Genomic DNA, 17,511 nt, shown 5'->3' with positions numbered 1-17,511 from the left:
AGGGTCTCCTTACCAGTAGGCCGAGCGCCACCGCACGGAGCAGGCGGCGCGCGGGTCGGTGGTGCCGGGCGCGGCCCGGAAAGCGAAGTGCGTAAGGCCAGGCGGGAGCGCGAACGTTCCTTCTGGGCCTGATTGGTTGGTGGCGGTGTAGAGGCGTGAGGCGGTGCCGTTGAGCGTGACCGTGCCCTCGTTGGTGTCGACGGTCAGCGTGTCGTCGGAGGCGAGGGCGAGGTCGTACTCGATCCGGTCGCCGGTGGCCAGGTTGGTCAACGACGGCAGGGCAACCGGCCCCCGGAAGCTGATCACTGGGTGTGTGGGGGCGTCTCCGTCGTTGGCTACGGCGAGAGTGCCGGTGGAGCCGGGTGCGCCGAAGTCGAGCGGCCAGTCGAGGCGCTCGACGGTGCCGGAGGTGAGGTGCCAGTCGAGGCCGGGCTCAGGCATCGGTAGCCGGGTCTCGACGCGCTGCTCGACGACGGCGTACCGGCGCGGGTCGCTCGCCTCGAACTGCACCGCACCGCCGGTGACGACGCCGATCGCGTACCCGCGGGTGACGGGGATCGAGCGACGTATGCACCGTGCCCACGACAGCAGGGGCGGGGAGTCGTCCAGGCGCACGACGAGCGGCTGCTCGCTGTCGGTGAGCGTGGTTGCTGCGGCGAGGTATCGCACGACGGTGCCCACCGCGCCGGGTTCGGCGCGCAGCACCAGGCCGTCAACGGTGATGGTGCGCGGCTGTGCCAGCAGTCGGCCGGGGAGGGCGCCGTGTGCGTCGGAGCGGGCCACGCTGCCAGAGTCCAGGCCGGGGGAGTCTTCCCAGCCGGTGAGGGACTGCCAGCGGTAGGGGGTGCCGGGGCCGAGCAGCAGCTCGCCGAACTGTATGTGCCCCGGCACGCTGACCATGTCGCCAGCCACGGTCACCCCCTTGCCTTGGCGTGCCAGGCCAGCGCCGCGGCGGTTTGGTCCGCGGTCGCCGATCCGGCGTGCCAGTTCTCGATATGCACGGTTGCTCCCCAACTCCCGCTCTGCGGCGTGCTGGTGGCGGGTGCGCCGGCAGTCGTGGCGAGCTGCGGGGCGGCGGGGACAGACACAAGGTTGCGCATCGTGCGGTCGACCGCGGGCGCGCCGGACTTGATGCCCTCGACGATGCCCGAGGGGATATGCCGGCCGATCTGATCCCGCATGACGCGCGAGGGTGAATGGATGCCCAGCGCGCGGGCAATCGGCCCGGGGATCAAGTCCTTTGCCCACCCGGCGAGGGTGCTGGCGAGCCAGGGACCCATGTTCTTGATCCCGTTCCACAGGCCCGTGATCAGGTCGCGGCCCTTGTTGTAGAGCATCGAGCCGAAGTCGCCGAAGTACGACACGATGCGCACGGGAAGTCCGCGGACCCAGTCGAGCATCTCGCCGGCCTTGCGTTGTGTGCCGTCCTTGATTGCTGACCAGTGCTTGATGATCAGCCCGACGAGGGTCCAGTTCAGGAAGAAGTCGACGATGCGCTGCGGCAGTGCCTTGACCCAATCGACGATGGCGTTCCAGACCCGGACGGTGCCGGCCTTGATGTCGTCCCAGTGTTTGATGATCAGGCCGACGAGGGTCCAGTTCAGGAACAGGTCGAGCAGCCACTGCCCCACACTCTTGATCTTGTTCCAGACCCACTCCCAGGCGGCGGCCGTGGCGTTCTTGATGGCGTCCCACTTGGCGACGATCAGCGCAACCAGGCCCACAACGGCGGTGATGATCCAGCCGACGGGGCCCATGGCCATCACCCACGCAGCAGCCATCCGCGCGGCCTGCATCAGACTCTGCGCACCCATGAGGACCCATGCCCCCACCACGCGCGCACCCGTGGCGACGGCGGCGGCACCTTGCGCCACCCAACCGGCAAGAACCGTGACGTTCGAGGCGACGAACCGTGCGGCGCCGGTAACGGCCGCGGCGCTTTGCGTCGCCCAACTCGTCACCACGGATGCCGCGGTGGTGGTGGCCTGCGTGGCGAGCGTGACCAGGGTGGGGAGCATGAGCGTGGTGATCACGCCGGCCGCGATGCTGAGCGCGGTGGAGTGCTGGGATACGAAACTCGCCGCAGTCTTGAACGCGCGGCCGAGGCCACCGTCGCCGAGCCAGTTCACGAGCTTCTCAATCGCTGGAACGACGTAGGTACCGAGGACCTCGACAACGCCCTGCATCAACTTGCGTTTGAACACCTCGACCTTGGTTGCGGCGTTGTCCCGCATGGCGTTGCCCGCCCCGTCGGCGGCGCCCTTGACACCCCCCAACGCCTTTACGGCGCTGGACGGGTCGAGCGTGTAAAGGGCCCGCGCTAGGTCTTCGCTTTTCGTGCCGAAGAGATCCATTGCGATCGAGTTGCGTTCGACGGGGTCGCGGACCGCACGGAGCTTGTCGGCGACCGTGTCGAAAGCCTTGAACGCCGCGGGCCCGCCCTTGCCGAATGCCTTGAACAAGTCGTCTGCCGGCAACTTGAGTTCTTCGAGCCCCTTGCGGACTCCGTCGCCGCCCTTGACCGCCTCAATGCTAAATTCCTTGATCGCGTCTGCGACGACGTCAGCATCGCGGGCACCGCCCTTGAGCCCCTGCTGAATGAGCCCCATGGCCTGCTGTCCGGACAGGCCCATGTTCCGGAACTGCGTGCCGTATTCGGTGAACGTGTCGAGCAAATCCTCGGCCGCGTTCCCGCCGCGCTGTGTGCCTCGAACAAGCACGTCCATCGCTTCATCCGCGGATTTGGCGAGGCCCGTGCGCATCATCTGGCCCACGGATCGGGTGACGGCTGAGACGTCCTCGCCCATCACGGCCGCGGTATCGGCGACCCGCCGGCCCATGGTGGCGATCTGCTGCTCGGTTGCCTCGGGCGGCAACAGGCCATTACGCGCAATGCCGGTGAGAACCTCGGCACCGTCTTGGACGGAGTCGACTACGGCACTGCTGTAGAGCTGGCCGGCGACCTTGCCGTACTTCGCGGCGACGGGGCCGCTGGTGCCGAGCTGCGCCTGTAGCTGGCCGGGGACCTTGGACTGTTCGAGGGCTTCGCCAATTCCGCCGACCAGGGCGGTACCGATGGCCAGGCCGACCGCGGCGGCAGCGAGCCGCTTGAGCCCCTTCTGTATGGCCTCGGCGGCGCGGTTGCTGCCCCGATCGGCGCCCCGCTCGACACCGTCGCCGAGCTGGTCGCCGGCCTGCTGCCCGGAGCGGCCGGCGCCCGCGGCCATACGGTCGCCGCCAGCGCGCAGCGCGGCCTCGGCCCGCTGCACACCAGTCCGGGCGCCGGAGTCATCGACGCTGATGGTTGCGGCGAGTTCGCCGACGCGCAGGGCCACGGCGCATCACCTCCGGACGGTCGAGCCTCCCGGGGATGCGGAGGCGGCGGGTGGGGGTGTGAGCGCGCGGGCGAGGCGGGACTCGGCGGACAACAGGGCGAGGATGCGCACGCGCAGCCACCGCCAGGACCGGGCCCGCAGCAGTGCCCGGTCGCCGACGTCGACGCCGTACATCTCGTGCAGGTCCGCCTCGATCAGCGGCCAGTGCCCGAGGATCTTGGACCAGGTGAGCGCGAGCGGTTGCCCCTGCCCCGGGCGCGGGCGGGGGGTGCCTTCGGGCCACTCGTACCACTCGTGGAGCCCCGAGGCGGGGTCGACTTCGCCGCGCCCGATTGGGCCCGGCGTGCCTGCCGATTCGGGGCTGCTCGATTTGGGTCGCCGCCCGCATTCCAGAACTTCTCTGCCGCGGCCTTGTCCTGCGTGATCCACACCATCGCTGTCAGGGCGGCGTGTTTGAGGGCGGGCCAGGGCACGGCGTCGGCGACCATCTGCGCGTGCGCGCTACCGAGAACCTCGCGGTACAGGTCACGTTCGGCAGCATCACCGAGCACCTGCTCGTCGACCTGCCCGCCGTCGGCCGCCACCGCCGCGGCGTTCAGGAGCGCCTGCGTGCGCAGACCGACCTCGGCGGAAGGTGCCGGGACGGTGTACGTCTTGCCTCGGATGGGGAATTGAATGGTTTCGTCGAGCAGCTCGTCGAGAGCCTCGAACGCCACTACGCGTCACCGCCCTTGTTGTTCACCGGCGGCGCGTCCCCAACGGGGTTCGGGATCTCGACCAGCGGGCCCGATCCGGTAAGCGTGACCTTGATCGTGTCGACCTCGTCGGGGCCGCCGCCCTCGGGCTCCCAGGTGACCAGGGCCGTGCCTTCCTGGGCGTCTGGGGCGCCGTTGCGGTCGTAGTAACGCACGCGGACGTAAGAAGCCGCGCCGAACGACATGCTTGCCCGGCGCAGGGTCTCCTGCGCGGCGTTGAATCGGCCGGTTGTGGGGTGGGCGCGGTGGGCGAGGGTGACCTCGACCGACCACGCGAGCATGGTCACGGCCTGCTCCGACCAGCCCTCGGCGTCATACGTGGTGACGTCCTGCTGAGTCGGTTCGATTTTCGGCGTGAACTCAGTAACGCCGGGGACCACGGCCCATGCCGGGGTGCCGTCCTTGCCTGTGTCGAGTTCCAGTCGGTAGCGGCGGGCGAGCGCGGTCACGGTCTCGGCCGGCGGCGTCGGGGTGCTCATCGTGGCGCCTCCTATTCAAGATTCGGGGCCCTGCGGTGGGCGCGGGCGTAGTAGTTGCTGCTGCGTTCCATGCGGCCGGCGGAGTCGGCGCCGATCGGCGCGGCTGAGACGCGATAGAGAAGCTGCACACGGGCCGTGCCCCAGGTGTGGGGGCCGGAGCCGTGCAGCACGTCGAACACCGCGTCGTCGAGCGCGTCGACCTCGCGCGGGTCCGCGCTGGCCCGGGTACGGAGCTGCACGCCGGTGAGGGTGTCGGTGAGCACCGGGGAGTCGGTGACCGAGTAGGCAGATAGGCAGATCACGCGATCTGGCGCCGGTGGCATGGTGGCGACGGTGATCGCGGTATCGCCCGGCTGATACACCCCATCGGGCCGGTAGCTCCCGACCCCGGCGGCGTCCAAGAGACGGGCGAGGCCGTCGAGCAGGTCGGCGGTGTAACTCATGAGCGCAGCGCCCGCCGAACCTGCGCCGCGATCAACGCCTGCACGTCGCCGCTCGTGCTCGGTAGCACCGATTCGAGGTACTTCGCCGAACGCCCGGGAGAATGCCGGGCGTTCATGTCCTCGTGCACCCGCCGGGCGTAGGGGGTGTCATAGGAGACGGCGGCGACGATCTGCTGCTCATCGACGCTGGCGGCGCCGGAGCGTTCGAGGGTGCCCTCGGCGATCGGTACCCGCTTTCGGCTCTCGGCGAGTACGTGCTCGGCGCCGAGCAGCGCGCCGCGGGCGGCGGCCTGTTGGATGGCGGCGGTTGCTGCCTGGCCGTCCCACTGTAGGTGGGCCCGTTGTGCGGTCATTCGCAACTCACCTCCGTACAGGCGGGAATAGGCAGTCCGGGGGCGGTGTGGCGAGCCACGGTGAGCGCGGTGGTGGTGCGCCCGCCGGGCAGGGTGATCTGGCTCCCGGGTGGGCAGTCGAGCGTCGGCCCGGCGATGACGGTTGCTGTTGCGGTGACTTGGCGACCGTCGGCGGTGCGCACCAGGCGGGGACTGTCGTCCACCAGGGCGGGCACGTTGGGGATGGCGTGGCGGTATTGGGCCCCGTAAGCGCCCTCGCCTGCGTACGGCGCGACTGTGATCCGGTGCCGCAGCAGCACCGCGGGGACCTGGGTCACCATGCGAACACCTGCCCCGGTTCGAGGCTGGCGCGGCGCAGGATGCGGTCGGCGCGCGGGGCGAGGTCGACGCCGGACGATCCGGCGCTGCGCCCAGACCGACCGGACAGGGAGACGGGTCCGATAGAGACCGAGTCCCACTGTCCGGCCGCCCCGGTGCCGTCGTCGCCGGCGGCGAGTTGGTACTCGACCTGTGCGCAGGTGGCATCCCGCAGCGCGGCTGCGATGGTTGCCTGGGTGGGGTCGCCGTCCTCGTCGACCGGATACACGGCGGTCAGCAGCGCACTGTCGACATCTTCGGACGCACGGGCGAGGAGTCGCTCGGCGCCCTCGGGGGCCGGCTCACCGGTCCATGCCGCGTACTGCTCGGGGGTGGCATAGACGCGTCCCATAGCTCACGCCTTCTTGGTGCGCTGCTCCGGCTGCGGATCGTCCCCGCTAGTGGAGTTGGGCCGGCTGGCAGCGGTGCGCAGGACGACGACCCCCTCGTCGTCCAAGCGGTGCGTCGCGTAGTGCACGTTGGTGGCGATCAGCGTGCTGCGGGAGAGCACCCTGCGTTCGGTCTCGACCAGCGGGCGACGCTTGTAGAGCAGGCCGAGCGCACCGCGCCGGATCATCAGCGCGTTGTACGTGGCCGGCTTGCCCTCAGCGCCCGGGGTGGTGGTGACGCGATCGGAGACATAGACGTTCACGCCGCCGATTCGCCCGATCATGCCGCGCGGGATCACGGCACCGGTGCCGAACTTGTCGGCGCTGATGAAATTGGGGTCAGCAAGCAGGCTCGCGTGCTGCACGGAGTGAATGACGAGGCCGGCCATGTTGTCCGGCTCCCACTCGTCCCGAAACCGCGTGATGCCTTCCACCAGGACCTGCCACGAAAGCGGCTCGTCGGAAGCATCGACGTCGAGCACGCCAGGGGCCTCGGCCGCGGCGATGAGATCCTTGTCGATCTTCCGCGCGATCAGGACACCGAGCTGCCGCTGCGTTTCCGCATACGGGTCGCCGAACGCCACCAGGCGCGCCTTGTCCGTGAGCTCGACGGCCTTCCCGGCTTCCTTGATGGTGGCGGTGGCGCCCGGGTTGGTGCTGAGCTGCTCGGGGGTCATCGGGGTGCCCTCGTCGAGCTCCTCGGCCTCGCCCAGCGTGCGCCACTTGGGGAAGTTGGCGGAGTCGCCTGGCTTGCCTTCGAGGGTGTTGTCATCCAGGGCGAGTGAGCCGACGATGAGCTTGCCCTTGAACTTCGCCTGGACCATGTCGGCCCAGACGTCCGGCACGATCATCTGTGCCGAGGTGGTCTTTCCGGTCGCCATCTGGCGCCTCCTTGCTGCTTAGTTACTCGGACGCGGCAGAAAGCCGCCGGTACAGATCGGGGTCGGACTGGAACAGCTCCACGCGCTTGCCATACGGCAGGGCGGCGAACTGCTCGGCGGTGAACTGCGGGAGCGGGGTGGCGAAGAAGTCGGCGCCCCCCTTGGGCGGGCCGGCAAGGACGCCGTCCGCACGCAGGAGAGGGTTTGCCTCGATGGCGGCGGCGATGACCTTGTCGAGTCGCTCGGCGAACTTCGCCTCGGCCGGGTCGAGTTCGGCGAGCTGCTGCTCGACCGCGCGGGAGTCGAGCAGCCGGGCAGGGTCGGCGCCGCCACGGTGGGCGGCCTGGTGCGCGGCGAGCTCGACGCGTAGCTGCTTGGCTTCGGCGAGGGCCGTGTCCCGTTCGGTGGCGGCCTGCTCAGCCAATCGTGCCGGGTCCTGCTCGCCGGCGGCGCCGCTGGGATCGAGCACCTTGCGCAGGGCAGCGAGCAACTCGTCGCGCTCCGCAGTGGCCTGCTGCGCGGCCTGCTCGGTGTCGGCGAGTCGCTGCGCGACGGCCGGCTCAACGGCAGGCACCTCGACGGCGCCGGTGCTGCTGCCCTCCGGTGCAGTGGGTGGGGTGGGTGGGGTGGAGGGGTTCGGTTCGGCGCGGGTCGGCGGCGCGGCGGGGGTTTCAGACACGCGGGATCACGTCCTTCCGATGTGGTGCGGGCAAAGAGAAGGGCCCGCAGTCTGCGGGCCCGGAGTCAGCGGCGTGCTAGTCCGCGGGGGTGTGCGGCGACTTCTGGCCGGCCGCGTATCCGCGGACCCACGCTGTGCGCAGCAGGGAGTCGGCGGGGTGCGGGCAGTCGGTCACCGGGCGGCCGGCGTGCGCAGCCACATATCCGGCGCGGCGCGCCCGAATAGCGTCCTCACGGAACCCCATGGCCAATCTCCTTTAGAACTTGCGTTGTTGGTCTGTACGGGCGTGGCGGGCGGTCTCGGCCGCGCTGCTGCGGATGCCTGTTACCTGCTCGGTGAACTCGGCCAGGGTGACGCGGGGCGATTGCTCCTCCCAGAACCTGATCAAGTCCTCTGAAGCGCGCGCGTAGGCGACGTGGGAGGGGCCCGAGAACAGACTGCGAGGGTCGACGCCGTCGGCCTCGGCCCGCCGGTTGAGCAGATGACCGCGGGTGGCGTCCTCGGCGGCCAGCCATTGCAAGTGCAGGTGCTCCTCGTACATCTGGCGTATCTCCGGGCGGGTGTAGGCGGTCTGTGCGAGGCGGTCGGCGAGCTCCCGCTCATACACCCAGCGTTCGGCGGCCGACATGTGCTCGGTCCCATCCGGGCCCTTGGTGATGTCGCGGCCCCACGCGCCCCACTCGTCGGGGTCCGCCGGCGCCGGATCGTCCAGGCGTACCGGGCCCATGGCTTCATCGAGGGCGGCCCGGTTGGCGACGGTGTCGGCCACGCCTGTCCCCGCGGCGGCGGGTGGCGGGGGCGCGGGGTATCGACGGTCGATCTCGGCAGCGATCCGCGCGGCGTCCTCGGGGCCTGCGTAGCGCACGCCCCACACGAGCAACTCGTCGCCGAGCTGCGACAGATCAGCGGCCAGGCGCCCGCCGGGGAACAGTTCGGCCAGCAGGCGGCGGCGGTGAACCTCGGAGCCGATCGCCTCGCGGTCGCCTTCAACGTGCCGGGCGCGGGTGGCGAGATCACGCTCGGACATGCCGACCAGGTCGCGCCGGATGCCAGGCAGCGCGGCGTCAATGTCCCGCCGGTCCGCCTCGGCCATGATCCGCAGCATGTCGTCGTCGCCCAGGCGCGTTGCGACACGGGCGAGCTCGTCGTCGCTGAACGCGGAGAGATCGTCGACGAGTTGGCCGTGCGGACGGAAGCGGTCGAGCAGTGCCTGCACGTCGCGCCGGTCGGCCTCGTTGCTGATCCGGTGCCGGTCGTGCTCGTCGAGCACACCAGGGCGCAGCGCGGCGCCGAGCTGGGCGTCGCTCATCTCCGGCAGGGTCCGCGCGTCACCGGAGCGCACCCGAGCGACCTCGAACGGGTCCGACCCCGGACCACCCACGGTGCCGGGACGGCCCGCCATGCCCCCGGCCGGGGGCAGGTTGCCGGCGCCGAGCTGCTCACGCTCGCGACGGCGGATGAGCTCGGGATGCTCGCCAAGATGCGCCCGCATCTTGGCCTGCCACTGCCGCACCCGCGCCTCGGCGGCCCGCTTGCCTTCGGGTGTCGTCGAGGCGGCGGCGCGGTTCTTCCACTTCCGTATGCCGCGTTCGATCGCCCGCTGCTTCTGCGTGGCCTCATACCCTCTCGGGTCCTGCGAGTGCTCGACGGGGGCACGTGTGACGCCGGGCAGGTACGCGCTCGTACTGTGACGGCAGTTGGGATGCTGCAACCCGGCGCGGCGCGCCTCGTCGAGACTGCCGGCGATCCGCACACGGACCATGCGGCCGTCTTCGACGGCGTGCTCGACCTCGATCACCCGGGCCCCGTCGGGACCGTCCAGCGCCAGCACACGGCCCTCATACGGTTTGCACAGTGGGCACTCGTGCGGAGCGTTGGAGACGATCACCAGGTCGACGCCGGCGGCGCGCAGCCGGTCGCCGTGCGCCTCGACCGCGGCACGTCCCACGCTGGTGCGCACGGTCATCTCGGCGTACGAGGTCATCGACCACGCCCGCCCGGCCTTGTCGACGAACGTCCGCAGACCACGGTCGGCAAACCGCTCCATCGCGCGTTGGGTGGCCTGACGTCGGGTGTCGATCCCGAGCAGGGGCGTGGAGGACACCTCGGCAACCACTTGCCGGTAACCGTCCTCAACACCGCGCAGAATGCCGCGGTGCGTCTCCTCGACAAGATCGACGGTCTCCTGCGCCAGGCGGTCAACGGCACGGGCGTTGGGGGTGCTTTCAGCGATCCGCCGGACGTCCTCGTCGTGCAGCGCGCCCAGCTCGATCAGCCCGGCCCGCGCGCCCACGTTGTACGCCTCGGCGACAACGTCGAACACCTCAAGTTCCATGGCGGTGCCGAGCGCCTCGACGACCTGCTGCGCACCGCGTCGCAACGCCTGCACATCGGCCAGCTTGGCCGTGGCCCACCCCGGAGCGTCGTACCCCGCGGCAAGCTGCCGCGCCACGATCCCAAGCAGCCGCTGCTCGGCGTCCGCATACAAGTCCCGAACACCGGCCGAGAGGTCTTCGACCATGGCGGGGTGGATCGGCATGCAGCCACCCCCCTACGCGCATCACGCTGTGCCGGTCCTCCGGTGGGTGCGGGGCGACCGGCACAGCGAGGGTGATGCTCTAGATGGCTACGACGTTCACGGCGCTGGGGCCCTTCTGACCGTCTTCGATCTCGAACTCGACGTTCTGGCCTTCCGCCAACGTCTTGAATCCGTTGCCTTGGATCGCCGAGAAGTGCACAAACACGTCCTTGCTGCCATCAGCCGGGGCGATGAAGCCGAACCCCTTGGATTCGTTGAACCACTTCACCTGGCCCTTGATCTTTGCCACTGCTACTCCTTGAGCTATGAGCGGCCGATAGGGACATCGGCCTCGATGGGGGAATTATCCTGTCGAGCGGCCTGAGCGGCACCTTCTAGAGAAGGTGGCCGGATTGCATGGGGTCAGGCACGGCCTGCCCGGACTCGGTCAGGATGCGGTCGGTCTCCTCGCGTACGGCGGTGTCGTCCCAATCCGGGTGCAAGATCCGCACTTTGGTCTCGACGCTGACGGCCTGTGCCTGCTGGAGCAGGGACAGGGTCTGCGCGACCGATTGCGGGTCTTCGGAGACGGAGTCGCCGAACACCAGCCGTGGGCGCTCCGGGGCGAGGCCCGGGGTGAACAGGGCCTGGTCGAGCATGAGCATCACGTGCAGCATGTCGGCGAGTGCGGGTGCCCAGTACCGCGATTTGGTGTCGCGGGTGATCATCGATCGGCGCTCGCGCGCGGTGACTTCGGTAGCAGTGACGGCGGCGCCCTGGTCACCGAGGCCGAAGGACTGGACGCTGTAGCCAGCGGACCGTACGGCCTGCTGTGTGAGCGCCTCGGAGGTCTGCCGGTGCTCGTCGACCCTGATCGCGAACTGCGCCAGGGTGATCCCACCCTGCTCGGTCGGGGGCACGTTCAACGCCTGCCAGATTTCCCGGTCAGCATCGAACGAGGCGCCGCGGCCGGGGCCGCGGTCCCGCAAGTAGGCGTCCGGCACGATCAGCCGCGCACGGGCGAGGCGGATATCGCGCATCCACGACGACCACACCTCGTCGATCTCGTCGAGCATGTCGTACAGCGGCGCCGCGTAGTCACTGCGCCCGTGCGGACTTTCCAGGTGAAGCCGGTGAGGCTTCATGTTCGGCACGTAAGCGGCGGTGAGTGCGGGGATACCGGTCTCTATGGTGTCGCCGGCGGGCCCGAGCGAGGCGGCCAGAGGTGCGGTTTCAGGCCGTTCGGTCAGTGGCACGCGGATGCCGACGTGGTCGGGGGTGCCCTGGTAGAGACCGTGCACGATCCGACCGGCCTCGTGCCGCTCCACATGGCGCCACACGGTTCCGGAGTCCTCGCAGGGCAGTTCGTGCCAGAAGGTGACGGCCGCCAGGATGCCGAAGCGGAATTCAGGCACGGCACGGTGAGCGTGCACGACGGTGAGCAGGGGGCGGGCGACGAGGTCGCGGTCCCAGGTCACCCGGAGGTACACACCGCCGAGCGCCGCCCCCACCTCCGCGGCTTCCAGCAGCGTGTTCGCTACGCCGCCGGCCTCGATCAGCTTGTCGAGGCGCTGCTGCGTGGGGGAGTTGGTGACGGTAGCGGTGGGCGGCTCGGAGAACAGCAGGGCCGCCGAGGTGTGCGCGATGTCCGCGGCGAGCGGGATATGCATCCGCCGGTCGCGCTCGCCGGGTACGGGCGCACGGAGCCGGGACCACAGGCGGCGGCTGCCGTCCTCGCGCTGTTCGTCGCGCTGGTAGACGCGAGCGAGCAGCGTGCGGTCCCCGGAGTACCACGCGTGATCGGTGCGCATCTCCTGGTAGAAGGGGGCCATCTGCAGTGGTGGCCAAGGGGAGTTGTTATCAGGAAGCGACACCGGTCACCTCCTCATCGACGGGCGGAGCGGGAACCAGATGGCGCCACTCGTGGACGGTGGAGTGCAGCGCGTAGCGCAGCGCGTCGCATGAGTGGTCATTGACCTTGATGGGGCGGTCCTCGCCACGGGCGGCGGCGGCCGAATCCCAGGCGTACGAGGGCAGTTCATCGAGCAGTCCGGTGCATGAACGGTGCACGCGCAGCAGTCCGGAGTCGAGGGCGACGGATACCGAGCGGATGCCGTCGAGCACCTCGTTTCGGGCACGGGTGACGTGCGGGAATCCGTCTGTCCACAACTGTGTGGAAAACGATGCGGCGCTCGGGTCGACGAAGATCCATTCTGGTTCGACGTCCTGCTCGGCCAGCCATGCGCTTACGGCGTGGCTGTATTGGGCGTCGGTCATCTGCCGTCGCACGGCCCGCGCATCGTGGCGCCACTCACTCACCACATACAGCCGGTCGTCCGTGCCGAGGCCAACGAGCAGCGCGGCGAACGGATTCGTCGTGCCGTAGTCGACAGAAGCCCAGCAACGCCGCATGGCGGGCAGTTCGTCGACGACGTGCCGCTGCTCGTCGTACGCGTCGTAGATCGCGCCCTCGGCCACCACCCACGCGCCGTCAATCATCCGGCGCCGCCACAGACCGGAATACTCCGCGGCCAGCGACGCGACGTAGGCACGCGACAAGCTCGGGTTGTCGGCGAGGCGGAAATGCCATGACTTCAGGTCGAGTTCGGCCTCGCGGTCGAGATAACCGGTCTTGAGCCAGTGGCGCGGCCCGTCCGGGTTGGTGGTTGCTAACCCTCCATGTCAACCCCTCAGTACTGACGCGCCGTGTCGTGGCTCAGATACGCAGGTCAGCCGGGGTATCTCGCGCGGTCGCTGCTTCCCATGCCGGCATGACAACGGCCCCCGCCGCATGGCGAGGGCCGGTCGGTCGGGCGCCGTGGTGCTCACGATCCGACGAGTTCGATACCGATCGCGAGGGCGCCGAGCGCTTCCTTGTCCGGGCCGTAGATGCTCCGGATGTTCGCGAGCTGTTCCTCGCGGCTGGAACTCGGGTTGACGTTTGCTGGGCCCTCGCTGTCGAGCAGGGCCTCGAACGTCCTGTACTCGTTGACCCGGGTCACGCGCACATCGACGGTCTCCTCGGTGCCCTTGATCCGGAACCGGATCACGTCGCCCGCGGCGAGGTCTTCGAGGTGCGGGTACTTGACCCGTACCTCGGTGGACTTCTTGCCCGCGGCGACGAGGTCGAAGTACCGGCGGTAAAGGTTGAGCTCGTGTACGCGAGCTGCGGTTCCGGTCATGGGGCGGGAACGCTCCTAGCTGCTGGTGCGGTCATCATCCGGCCGACCTCGCCGGCCGAGTACGAGCGGAAGAAATGCCGGGGGTCCGAGAGTACGACCTCGGTCATGCCGAGCAGGTGCTCGACGTAGTCGGCCACCGTGCCGGGCCACTCTCGGGTGTCGAGCATCCAAGGCGCGGCGCCCTCCGGCAAGGGTGCGCGCCCTTCCCGAATGAGGGACTTGGACAGCTTCGCGCCCGTGTCCGTGACGATCTGCGGGCAGAACAGGCGGGCCGGGAGCTGCTGACGGGTGAGCCCTACGGCCTGTAAGGCGCCGTCGACGAGCTGCGAGCCGAACACCCAGTCGCCGCCCTTGACCATCACGTGCAGGGTGCCGCCGTGCGTGTCGGAGACGGAGAGCTCTTTCACGAGGTTGCGGTACAGGGTGGCGAGGTCGAGGTACCCGTCGCCGCCGTCCGGCGCGATGGTGACCTCGTACGCGCCATGGTGCAGGCACTCGGCCGTGACGATGGCGCGGTCGTGGCTGTTGTCGCGTACGCGGGTGCGCTGGGCGTACTTCTCGGACCAGCCGCACCCTGATTCGGGGCACGGCACACGGAGGTGAGCGACACCAGCCGACGGGGCGAGCCACCAGCGGGCCGCGTCCATCTGGGGCAGCACGCGCAGCCACGTGCGGCGGTAGTGCTTGGCGGCCTGCTGCTGGCTGTATGTCTCGACGACGTACGGCACGGCCAGGCGCTCGGAGAGCGCGGCGAAGAACGGCCGGTACAGGGCGTCGATCTGCTCGGCGATGGCCTGCGCGCCGAGGGCGTGCGCGTAGGTGCGCATGTAGCGGTGTCCGGTGAGGTGGTCCGTGACGACGGTGTGCGGTGCGTTGTCGAGGGCCGCGAACCGGACCTCGACCGGTACGCCGAACTTCTCGCGCACCCGCGTCGCAGTGGCGAAGGTGAGGGACTGGACGAGCGACGTACCGATGTGCGGTGCTCCGTTGATCTGTGTCCCGACCACGAACACGATCCGCTCGGGCGCGGCGTCGAGGACGCGGGGCGTCAGTACGTCGGGAGCGTGTGAAAGCGCGTTGGCAAGGACAGTGTTTGGCGAGACCGGGTAGTAGGAATCGGGGCGGGCGCGCTCGAACTGTTCCATGGACTCACTTCCCTTGGTTGGGGCGGTGGTTCTGGACAGGTGGTGCACCACCCCCGCGCCCGGGGGGAGCCGTTATCGGCGCGGGGGCGGGGTCATCGGGTGAAGCGCCAGCGGCGCGGCCTGCGGTGGCGTCCCGCCTCCACAGGGGCATTGGGGCGTCTTCCGGCGGGGGCGGGAGGCTGTATGGGCCTGCTATGGATCGGAAGGGCGTAGGCGCGCACGGAGTACCGGGCGTCGTAGTCCGTGACGTTGAGCAGGTAGGCATTACCCGAGGCGAGGACGCGCATGGCGCGTTCGTACTGCTCGTCGCTGCTGGCCCATTCGAGCAGATCGTCGTCGGGCCGCGGGCAGGTAGAGGCCGCAGCAACGAGCAGGACCGACGGCAGGTGCGCCGCCGCAGGCTCCGGGGCGAGCAGGCGGGCGAGATGCTGCGCCTCGGCGTGTATCCATCGTGCGGCGAGGCGCGGGGACGCGGCCCGGTAGTACGCGAGGACGACCTCGCGAGAGCCGCTGAGGTCGTGGGCGGTCACTTCACAGCGGAAGGCGACGGCGGCGTGCCTGAGCGGGCGCGCGGGTGTCGGCGGGCGATACGTCCCGACGGCCGCGCTCACAGTCCCTGCTCCCGGGCCTTCTTCCGGCGCTCGATGAGCTTCTCTAGTTGCAGGTGGTACAGCTCGACTTGCGCCGGGGTGAGGATGAGCACCGACTCGGAGTTGCCCCCGTCCTCATGGTGGACCGTGACCGATAGGGCGGCCTGCTGCGCCCGGGTGTCGTACACCACGTCGCGCCGTTGGGGCGTGACGTGTGTGACCGGTACGGCCACGGGGCGCAGGGTGGTCCCGTCGGCCCTTGCGCGCCAGTCGCCCCCGCCTCCGGGCAAGCGCAGGTGATACGACTTCGCGCTGTCGCTCGGCAGGGCGACGACGACCCCGATCTGCCCGCCCTCGGCGAGGTCGAGGGCGAGGTCGCCGAGTCGGGGGTGAAACGGGGCGCCCGTACCTAACTCGACGCCACGCGTGGGAAGTTGCTTCGAGGTCTGTTCGGCCATACCCCGAAGCTAGGGGCGAGCTACAGGCCGAATATGAGCCGGAGGAATACCACCCTCATCCGTCGAGGTGGAAGCGGTCTGACATGCGGCACAGCTTCTCGCGGGTGGCTGCTCGTTCGGCGTAGACGATGCTGCGCAGGGTTGACCGGGCAATGGGGTGGTTGCGGATGAGCTGCGGCGCGATGCGCTCGGCGGCCTCCAGTTCCTTCAACGCCTTGTCCCGGTTCCCATCCCACAGCCATGCCCGCGCGAGGTCCATGTGATGGTGGCCTTGCCGGGAGTTGGGGAGCGCTGCGACCAGGTCTCGGGAGGTGCGCCGGTTTATGGCCAGTGCCTTACGCTGCTCGCGCATCTCCAGTGCGACGCTGATTGCGTGGATCTGGACGTTGCCGGGTGAGAACGTGAGCGAATGCCGGTCGTAGATCGGGGGCCCGACGTACTCGCCCAACCGTTCGGCAGCCGTCTTTGCGTGCCCGATTCGGTCCTCGGCTTCCGCGGTGTGCCCGCCCCTTGCTGCGGACACTGCCGCGCGGAGCTGGAGAGAGCCCCACGCGCGCACGGCGAGCGGCTCGCCCCGGTCGTAGCCCTGCTGGAGACTCCCAATGGCCCGGTCCGAAAGGGCGATTGCGTCCGACCAATCCGCAGTGGCCCACATGTCCCACATGCGCATCCAATCCGCCACGGCTGGCATGACGGAGTCGCCGGACAGGCGGGCCGACCATGCGGCCCGTTCGCAGGCCATGGCGACCAATTCGGGGTGTCCGAGGGCGTGCGCGGCTGTGTGAGCGAATTTGCAGCACACGGCGTAGATGGCGAACGCTTCCTCGCGCTCATGACCGTTCGACACTTCGGCAAGGGCGCGAGCCTCGCGAAACAGGTCGGGGAGCACCTGCACGATTGCGACGTTCGCTGCGGCGTCGCGCAGGCGGTGCAGTCGGGTTGCCTCCTGCCAGAGTTGGCTAGCTGACCGTGGTGTGCCGTCGAAGACGGGGGCGAGGTCGTACCGGCGCAGCTCGCGCAGGATGGACGACGCGGCAACCTGCCATCGGTTCTCGTCTGGCGAGCTGTTGTATGGGCGGCCGATCAGGTCGTTAGGGTGTACGTGCAGCTCGGCGGCAACCTGGTTGAGCAGGCCGACGCGGTCGAGTTCGATTAGGCCGCGTTCCATCTTCGACACCCACCCCTGCGTTTTCCCCAGGGCGGCGGCGAGGTCTGCCTGCGGCATCCCGAGGCGCAGCCGTGCGCGCCGGACGCGGCGGCCGATTTCCTCGGCTTCCTCCAACATCAGCGCGCCCCCCTTGCGGCGAGGGGCCGGCGGCTTACAAGCGGTCGGCGACGCATCCGTGCTCCATCCGTCGGGCTCATACTCATGACGGTACAGAGCGCACACGGTGCGTGTGGAGGGCTACAGGCCAGGAAGCGCCGGGTAAGGACAACGGCGCCCCCGTACCGGCGAGAGGTCGGGAGGAGGCTCGGTGTGGCTCGGGGCGAGCTACTCGTCGACGGAAGCGGCGCGTACGCGGCGTGCCCTACGCGTCAGACTGCGATTCCGACTGGTCAATGACGTACGAACCACGCTGCGGGACGGTGCGGACGTAGCCTTCTTCGCGCAGGTAGCGCATGACGCGGCGGGCGGTGTCCCGTGCGACGCCGTACCGCTGCATCAGGTTCGACTCGGTGGGAACTCGGCGGCCGGGGGCGAGTGCCCCGCTCTCGATATCCGCGATGATCTCGGCGGCAGCGGTCCCGGGGTGACGCTGTACGCCTGCCCAGACTGCGTTTCCTGCCTGACCCCCGGTCCCCTCCCTGCGGAGACCTCCCCGCACGCGCGGCTGACTGCCGACCGCCCCCTGCCCCGTTCGGACCGTGTCCGGGCGGGGCTTCGTCGTGCCTGGCGACGGTGGGGGTCTATTCGGTGGGGAGTGGGGTGGCGGCGTGTTGGTCGGC

Annotated in this window: 22 protein-coding genes; all 22 read right to left on the bottom strand. The window is 69.6% G+C overall.

Features of this window, described 5'->3' with window-relative positions:
* Positions 1-9 precede the first annotated feature (9 nt).
* The 22 genes from ACIQU6_RS05570 to ACIQU6_RS05465 all read right to left on the bottom strand — a co-directional run bounded on the left by ACIQU6_RS05570 (position 10) and on the right by ACIQU6_RS05465 (position 17,390).
* Positions 10-912: a phage distal tail protein gene (locus ACIQU6_RS05570; RefSeq protein ID WP_403480341.1), complete on the bottom strand. Its 903-nt coding sequence runs from the start codon at positions 910-912 to the stop codon at positions 10-12.
* Between the two features lie 2 nt (positions 913-914).
* Positions 915-3,335, bottom strand: coding sequence for a phage tail tape measure protein (locus tag ACIQU6_RS05565; RefSeq protein ID WP_403480340.1), 2,421 nt, complete (start codon positions 3,333-3,335; stop codon positions 915-917).
* 6 nt (positions 3,336-3,341) lie between these two features.
* Positions 3,342-3,509, bottom strand: a complete 168-nt coding sequence (locus ACIQU6_RS05560) for a hypothetical protein (protein ID WP_403480339.1) — start codon at positions 3,507-3,509, stop codon at positions 3,342-3,344.
* Between the two features lie 20 nt (positions 3,510-3,529).
* Positions 3,530-4,051 (bottom strand): hypothetical protein, encoded by a 522-nt coding sequence (locus ACIQU6_RS05555; RefSeq protein ID WP_403480338.1) that lies wholly within the window; start codon positions 4,049-4,051, stop codon positions 3,530-3,532.
* Entirely contained in the window at positions 4,051-4,569 is a 519-nt protein-coding gene (locus ACIQU6_RS05550; RefSeq protein ID WP_403480337.1) for a phage tail tube protein, read from the bottom strand. The genes ACIQU6_RS05555 and ACIQU6_RS05550 overlap by 1 nt, the downstream gene beginning before the upstream one ends.
* A gap of 11 nt (positions 4,570-4,580) precedes the next feature.
* Positions 4,581-5,012 (bottom strand): minor capsid protein, encoded by a 432-nt coding sequence (locus ACIQU6_RS05545; RefSeq protein ID WP_403480336.1) that lies wholly within the window; start codon positions 5,010-5,012, stop codon positions 4,581-4,583.
* Positions 5,009-5,365 carry a minor capsid protein gene (locus tag ACIQU6_RS05540; protein WP_403480335.1) on the bottom strand — a complete coding sequence of 119 codons (357 nt, stop codon included), beginning with the start codon at positions 5,363-5,365 and terminating at the stop codon, positions 5,009-5,011. The genes ACIQU6_RS05545 and ACIQU6_RS05540 overlap by 4 nt, the downstream gene beginning before the upstream one ends.
* Positions 5,362-5,685 carry a hypothetical protein gene (locus ACIQU6_RS05535; RefSeq protein ID WP_403480334.1) on the bottom strand — a complete coding sequence of 108 codons (324 nt, stop codon included), beginning with the start codon at positions 5,683-5,685 and terminating at the stop codon, positions 5,362-5,364. The genes ACIQU6_RS05540 and ACIQU6_RS05535 overlap by 4 nt, the downstream gene beginning before the upstream one ends.
* Positions 5,679-6,074, bottom strand: coding sequence for a hypothetical protein (locus ACIQU6_RS05530; protein ID WP_403480333.1), 396 nt, complete (start codon positions 6,072-6,074; stop codon positions 5,679-5,681). The genes ACIQU6_RS05535 and ACIQU6_RS05530 overlap by 7 nt, the downstream gene beginning before the upstream one ends.
* Positions 6,075-6,077: 3 nt before the next feature.
* Positions 6,078-6,992 (bottom strand): N4-gp56 family major capsid protein, encoded by a 915-nt coding sequence (locus ACIQU6_RS05525; RefSeq protein ID WP_403480332.1) that lies wholly within the window; start codon positions 6,990-6,992, stop codon positions 6,078-6,080.
* A gap of 22 nt (positions 6,993-7,014) precedes the next feature.
* On the bottom strand, positions 7,015-7,671 hold the full coding sequence (locus ACIQU6_RS05520; RefSeq protein ID WP_403480331.1) for a hypothetical protein: 657 nt from the start codon (positions 7,669-7,671) through the stop codon (positions 7,015-7,017).
* 76 nt (positions 7,672-7,747) lie between these two features.
* Complete coding sequence (locus ACIQU6_RS05515; protein ID WP_403480330.1) at positions 7,748-7,915, bottom strand: Rmf/CrpP fold protein; 168 nt, start codon at positions 7,913-7,915, stop codon at positions 7,748-7,750.
* 12 nt (positions 7,916-7,927) lie between these two features.
* Positions 7,928-10,210: a phage minor capsid protein gene (locus ACIQU6_RS05510; protein ID WP_403480329.1), complete on the bottom strand. Its 2,283-nt coding sequence runs from the start codon at positions 10,208-10,210 to the stop codon at positions 7,928-7,930.
* Positions 10,211-10,289: 79 nt separating this feature from the next.
* Positions 10,290-10,499 carry a transcription antiterminator/RNA stability regulator CspE gene (cspE, locus tag ACIQU6_RS05505; RefSeq protein WP_403480328.1) on the bottom strand — a complete coding sequence of 70 codons (210 nt, stop codon included), beginning with the start codon at positions 10,497-10,499 and terminating at the stop codon, positions 10,290-10,292.
* 85 nt (positions 10,500-10,584) lie between these two features.
* Positions 10,585-12,063: a phage portal protein gene (locus ACIQU6_RS05500; protein WP_403480327.1), complete on the bottom strand. Its 1,479-nt coding sequence runs from the start codon at positions 12,061-12,063 to the stop codon at positions 10,585-10,587.
* Entirely contained in the window at positions 12,050-12,748 is a 699-nt protein-coding gene (locus ACIQU6_RS05495) for a terminase (protein WP_403480326.1), read from the bottom strand. The genes ACIQU6_RS05500 and ACIQU6_RS05495 overlap by 14 nt, the downstream gene beginning before the upstream one ends.
* Positions 12,749-13,014: 266 nt before the next feature.
* Complete coding sequence (locus tag ACIQU6_RS05490; protein ID WP_403480325.1) at positions 13,015-13,371, bottom strand: ASCH domain-containing protein; 357 nt, start codon at positions 13,369-13,371, stop codon at positions 13,015-13,017.
* A complete protein-coding gene (locus ACIQU6_RS05485; RefSeq protein ID WP_403480324.1) occupies positions 13,368-14,516 on the bottom strand; it encodes a hypothetical protein in 1,149 nt (382 codons plus the stop codon). Before ACIQU6_RS05485 ends, ACIQU6_RS05490 begins: the two co-directional genes overlap by 4 nt.
* 92 nt (positions 14,517-14,608) lie before the next feature.
* Positions 14,609-15,046, bottom strand: coding sequence for a hypothetical protein (locus ACIQU6_RS05480; RefSeq protein WP_403480323.1), 438 nt, complete (start codon positions 15,044-15,046; stop codon positions 14,609-14,611).
* Between the two features lie 77 nt (positions 15,047-15,123).
* Complete coding sequence (locus tag ACIQU6_RS05475) at positions 15,124-15,564, bottom strand: hypothetical protein (RefSeq protein ID WP_403480322.1); 441 nt, start codon at positions 15,562-15,564, stop codon at positions 15,124-15,126.
* Between the two features lie 55 nt (positions 15,565-15,619).
* Positions 15,620-16,849 carry a helix-turn-helix domain-containing protein gene (locus tag ACIQU6_RS05470; RefSeq protein ID WP_403480321.1) on the bottom strand — a complete coding sequence of 410 codons (1,230 nt, stop codon included), beginning with the start codon at positions 16,847-16,849 and terminating at the stop codon, positions 15,620-15,622.
* 244 nt (positions 16,850-17,093) lie between these two features.
* Complete coding sequence (locus ACIQU6_RS05465) at positions 17,094-17,390, bottom strand: winged helix-turn-helix domain-containing protein (protein ID WP_403480320.1); 297 nt, start codon at positions 17,388-17,390, stop codon at positions 17,094-17,096.
* Positions 17,391-17,511 lie beyond the last annotated feature (121 nt).

The sequence above is a fragment of the Streptomyces sp. NPDC090442 genome, from assembly GCF_044769405.1.
Taxonomy (GTDB): domain Bacteria; phylum Actinomycetota; class Actinomycetes; order Streptomycetales; family Streptomycetaceae; genus Streptomyces.
Note: the sequence above shows the minus strand (reverse complement) of the source record. Positions and strands in the feature narration are given on the sequence as shown.

What these genes read in the sequence shown, in the direction of transcription:
- ACIQU6_RS05560 (WP_403480339.1), bottom strand. Translation starts at nt 3,509, where the DNA reads ATGTACGGCGTCGACGTCGGCGACCGGGCACTGCTGCGGGCCCGGTCC.
- ACIQU6_RS05510 (WP_403480329.1), bottom strand. Translation starts at nt 10,210, where the DNA reads ATGCCGATCCACCCCGCCATGGTCGAAGACCTCTCGGCCGGTGTTCGG.
- ACIQU6_RS05475 (WP_403480322.1), bottom strand. Translation starts at nt 15,564, where the DNA reads ATGGCCGAACAGACCTCGAAGCAACTTCCCACGCGTGGCGTCGAGTTA.
- ACIQU6_RS05545 (WP_403480336.1), bottom strand. Translation starts at nt 5,012, where the DNA reads ATGAGTTACACCGCCGACCTGCTCGACGGCCTCGCCCGTCTCTTGGAC.
- ACIQU6_RS05490 (WP_403480325.1), bottom strand. Translation starts at nt 13,371, where the DNA reads ATGACCGGAACCGCAGCTCGCGTACACGAGCTCAACCTTTACCGCCGG.
- ACIQU6_RS05485 (WP_403480324.1), bottom strand. Translation starts at nt 14,516, where the DNA reads ATGGAACAGTTCGAGCGCGCCCGCCCCGATTCCTACTACCCGGTCTCG.
- ACIQU6_RS05535 (WP_403480334.1), bottom strand. Translation starts at nt 5,685, where the DNA reads ATGGTGACCCAGGTCCCCGCGGTGCTGCTGCGGCACCGGATCACAGTC.
- ACIQU6_RS05515 (WP_403480330.1), bottom strand. Translation starts at nt 7,915, where the DNA reads ATGGGGTTCCGTGAGGACGCTATTCGGGCGCGCCGCGCCGGATATGTG.
- ACIQU6_RS05470 (WP_403480321.1), bottom strand. Translation starts at nt 16,849, where the DNA reads ATGTTGGAGGAAGCCGAGGAAATCGGCCGCCGCGTCCGGCGCGCACGG.
- ACIQU6_RS05530 (WP_403480333.1), bottom strand. Translation starts at nt 6,074, where the DNA reads ATGGGACGCGTCTATGCCACCCCCGAGCAGTACGCGGCATGGACCGGT.
- ACIQU6_RS05540 (WP_403480335.1), bottom strand. Translation starts at nt 5,365, where the DNA reads ATGACCGCACAACGGGCCCACCTACAGTGGGACGGCCAGGCAGCAACC.
- ACIQU6_RS05525 (WP_403480332.1), bottom strand. Translation starts at nt 6,992, where the DNA reads ATGGCGACCGGAAAGACCACCTCGGCACAGATGATCGTGCCGGACGTC.
- ACIQU6_RS05550 (WP_403480337.1), bottom strand. Translation starts at nt 4,569, where the DNA reads ATGAGCACCCCGACGCCGCCGGCCGAGACCGTGACCGCGCTCGCCCGC.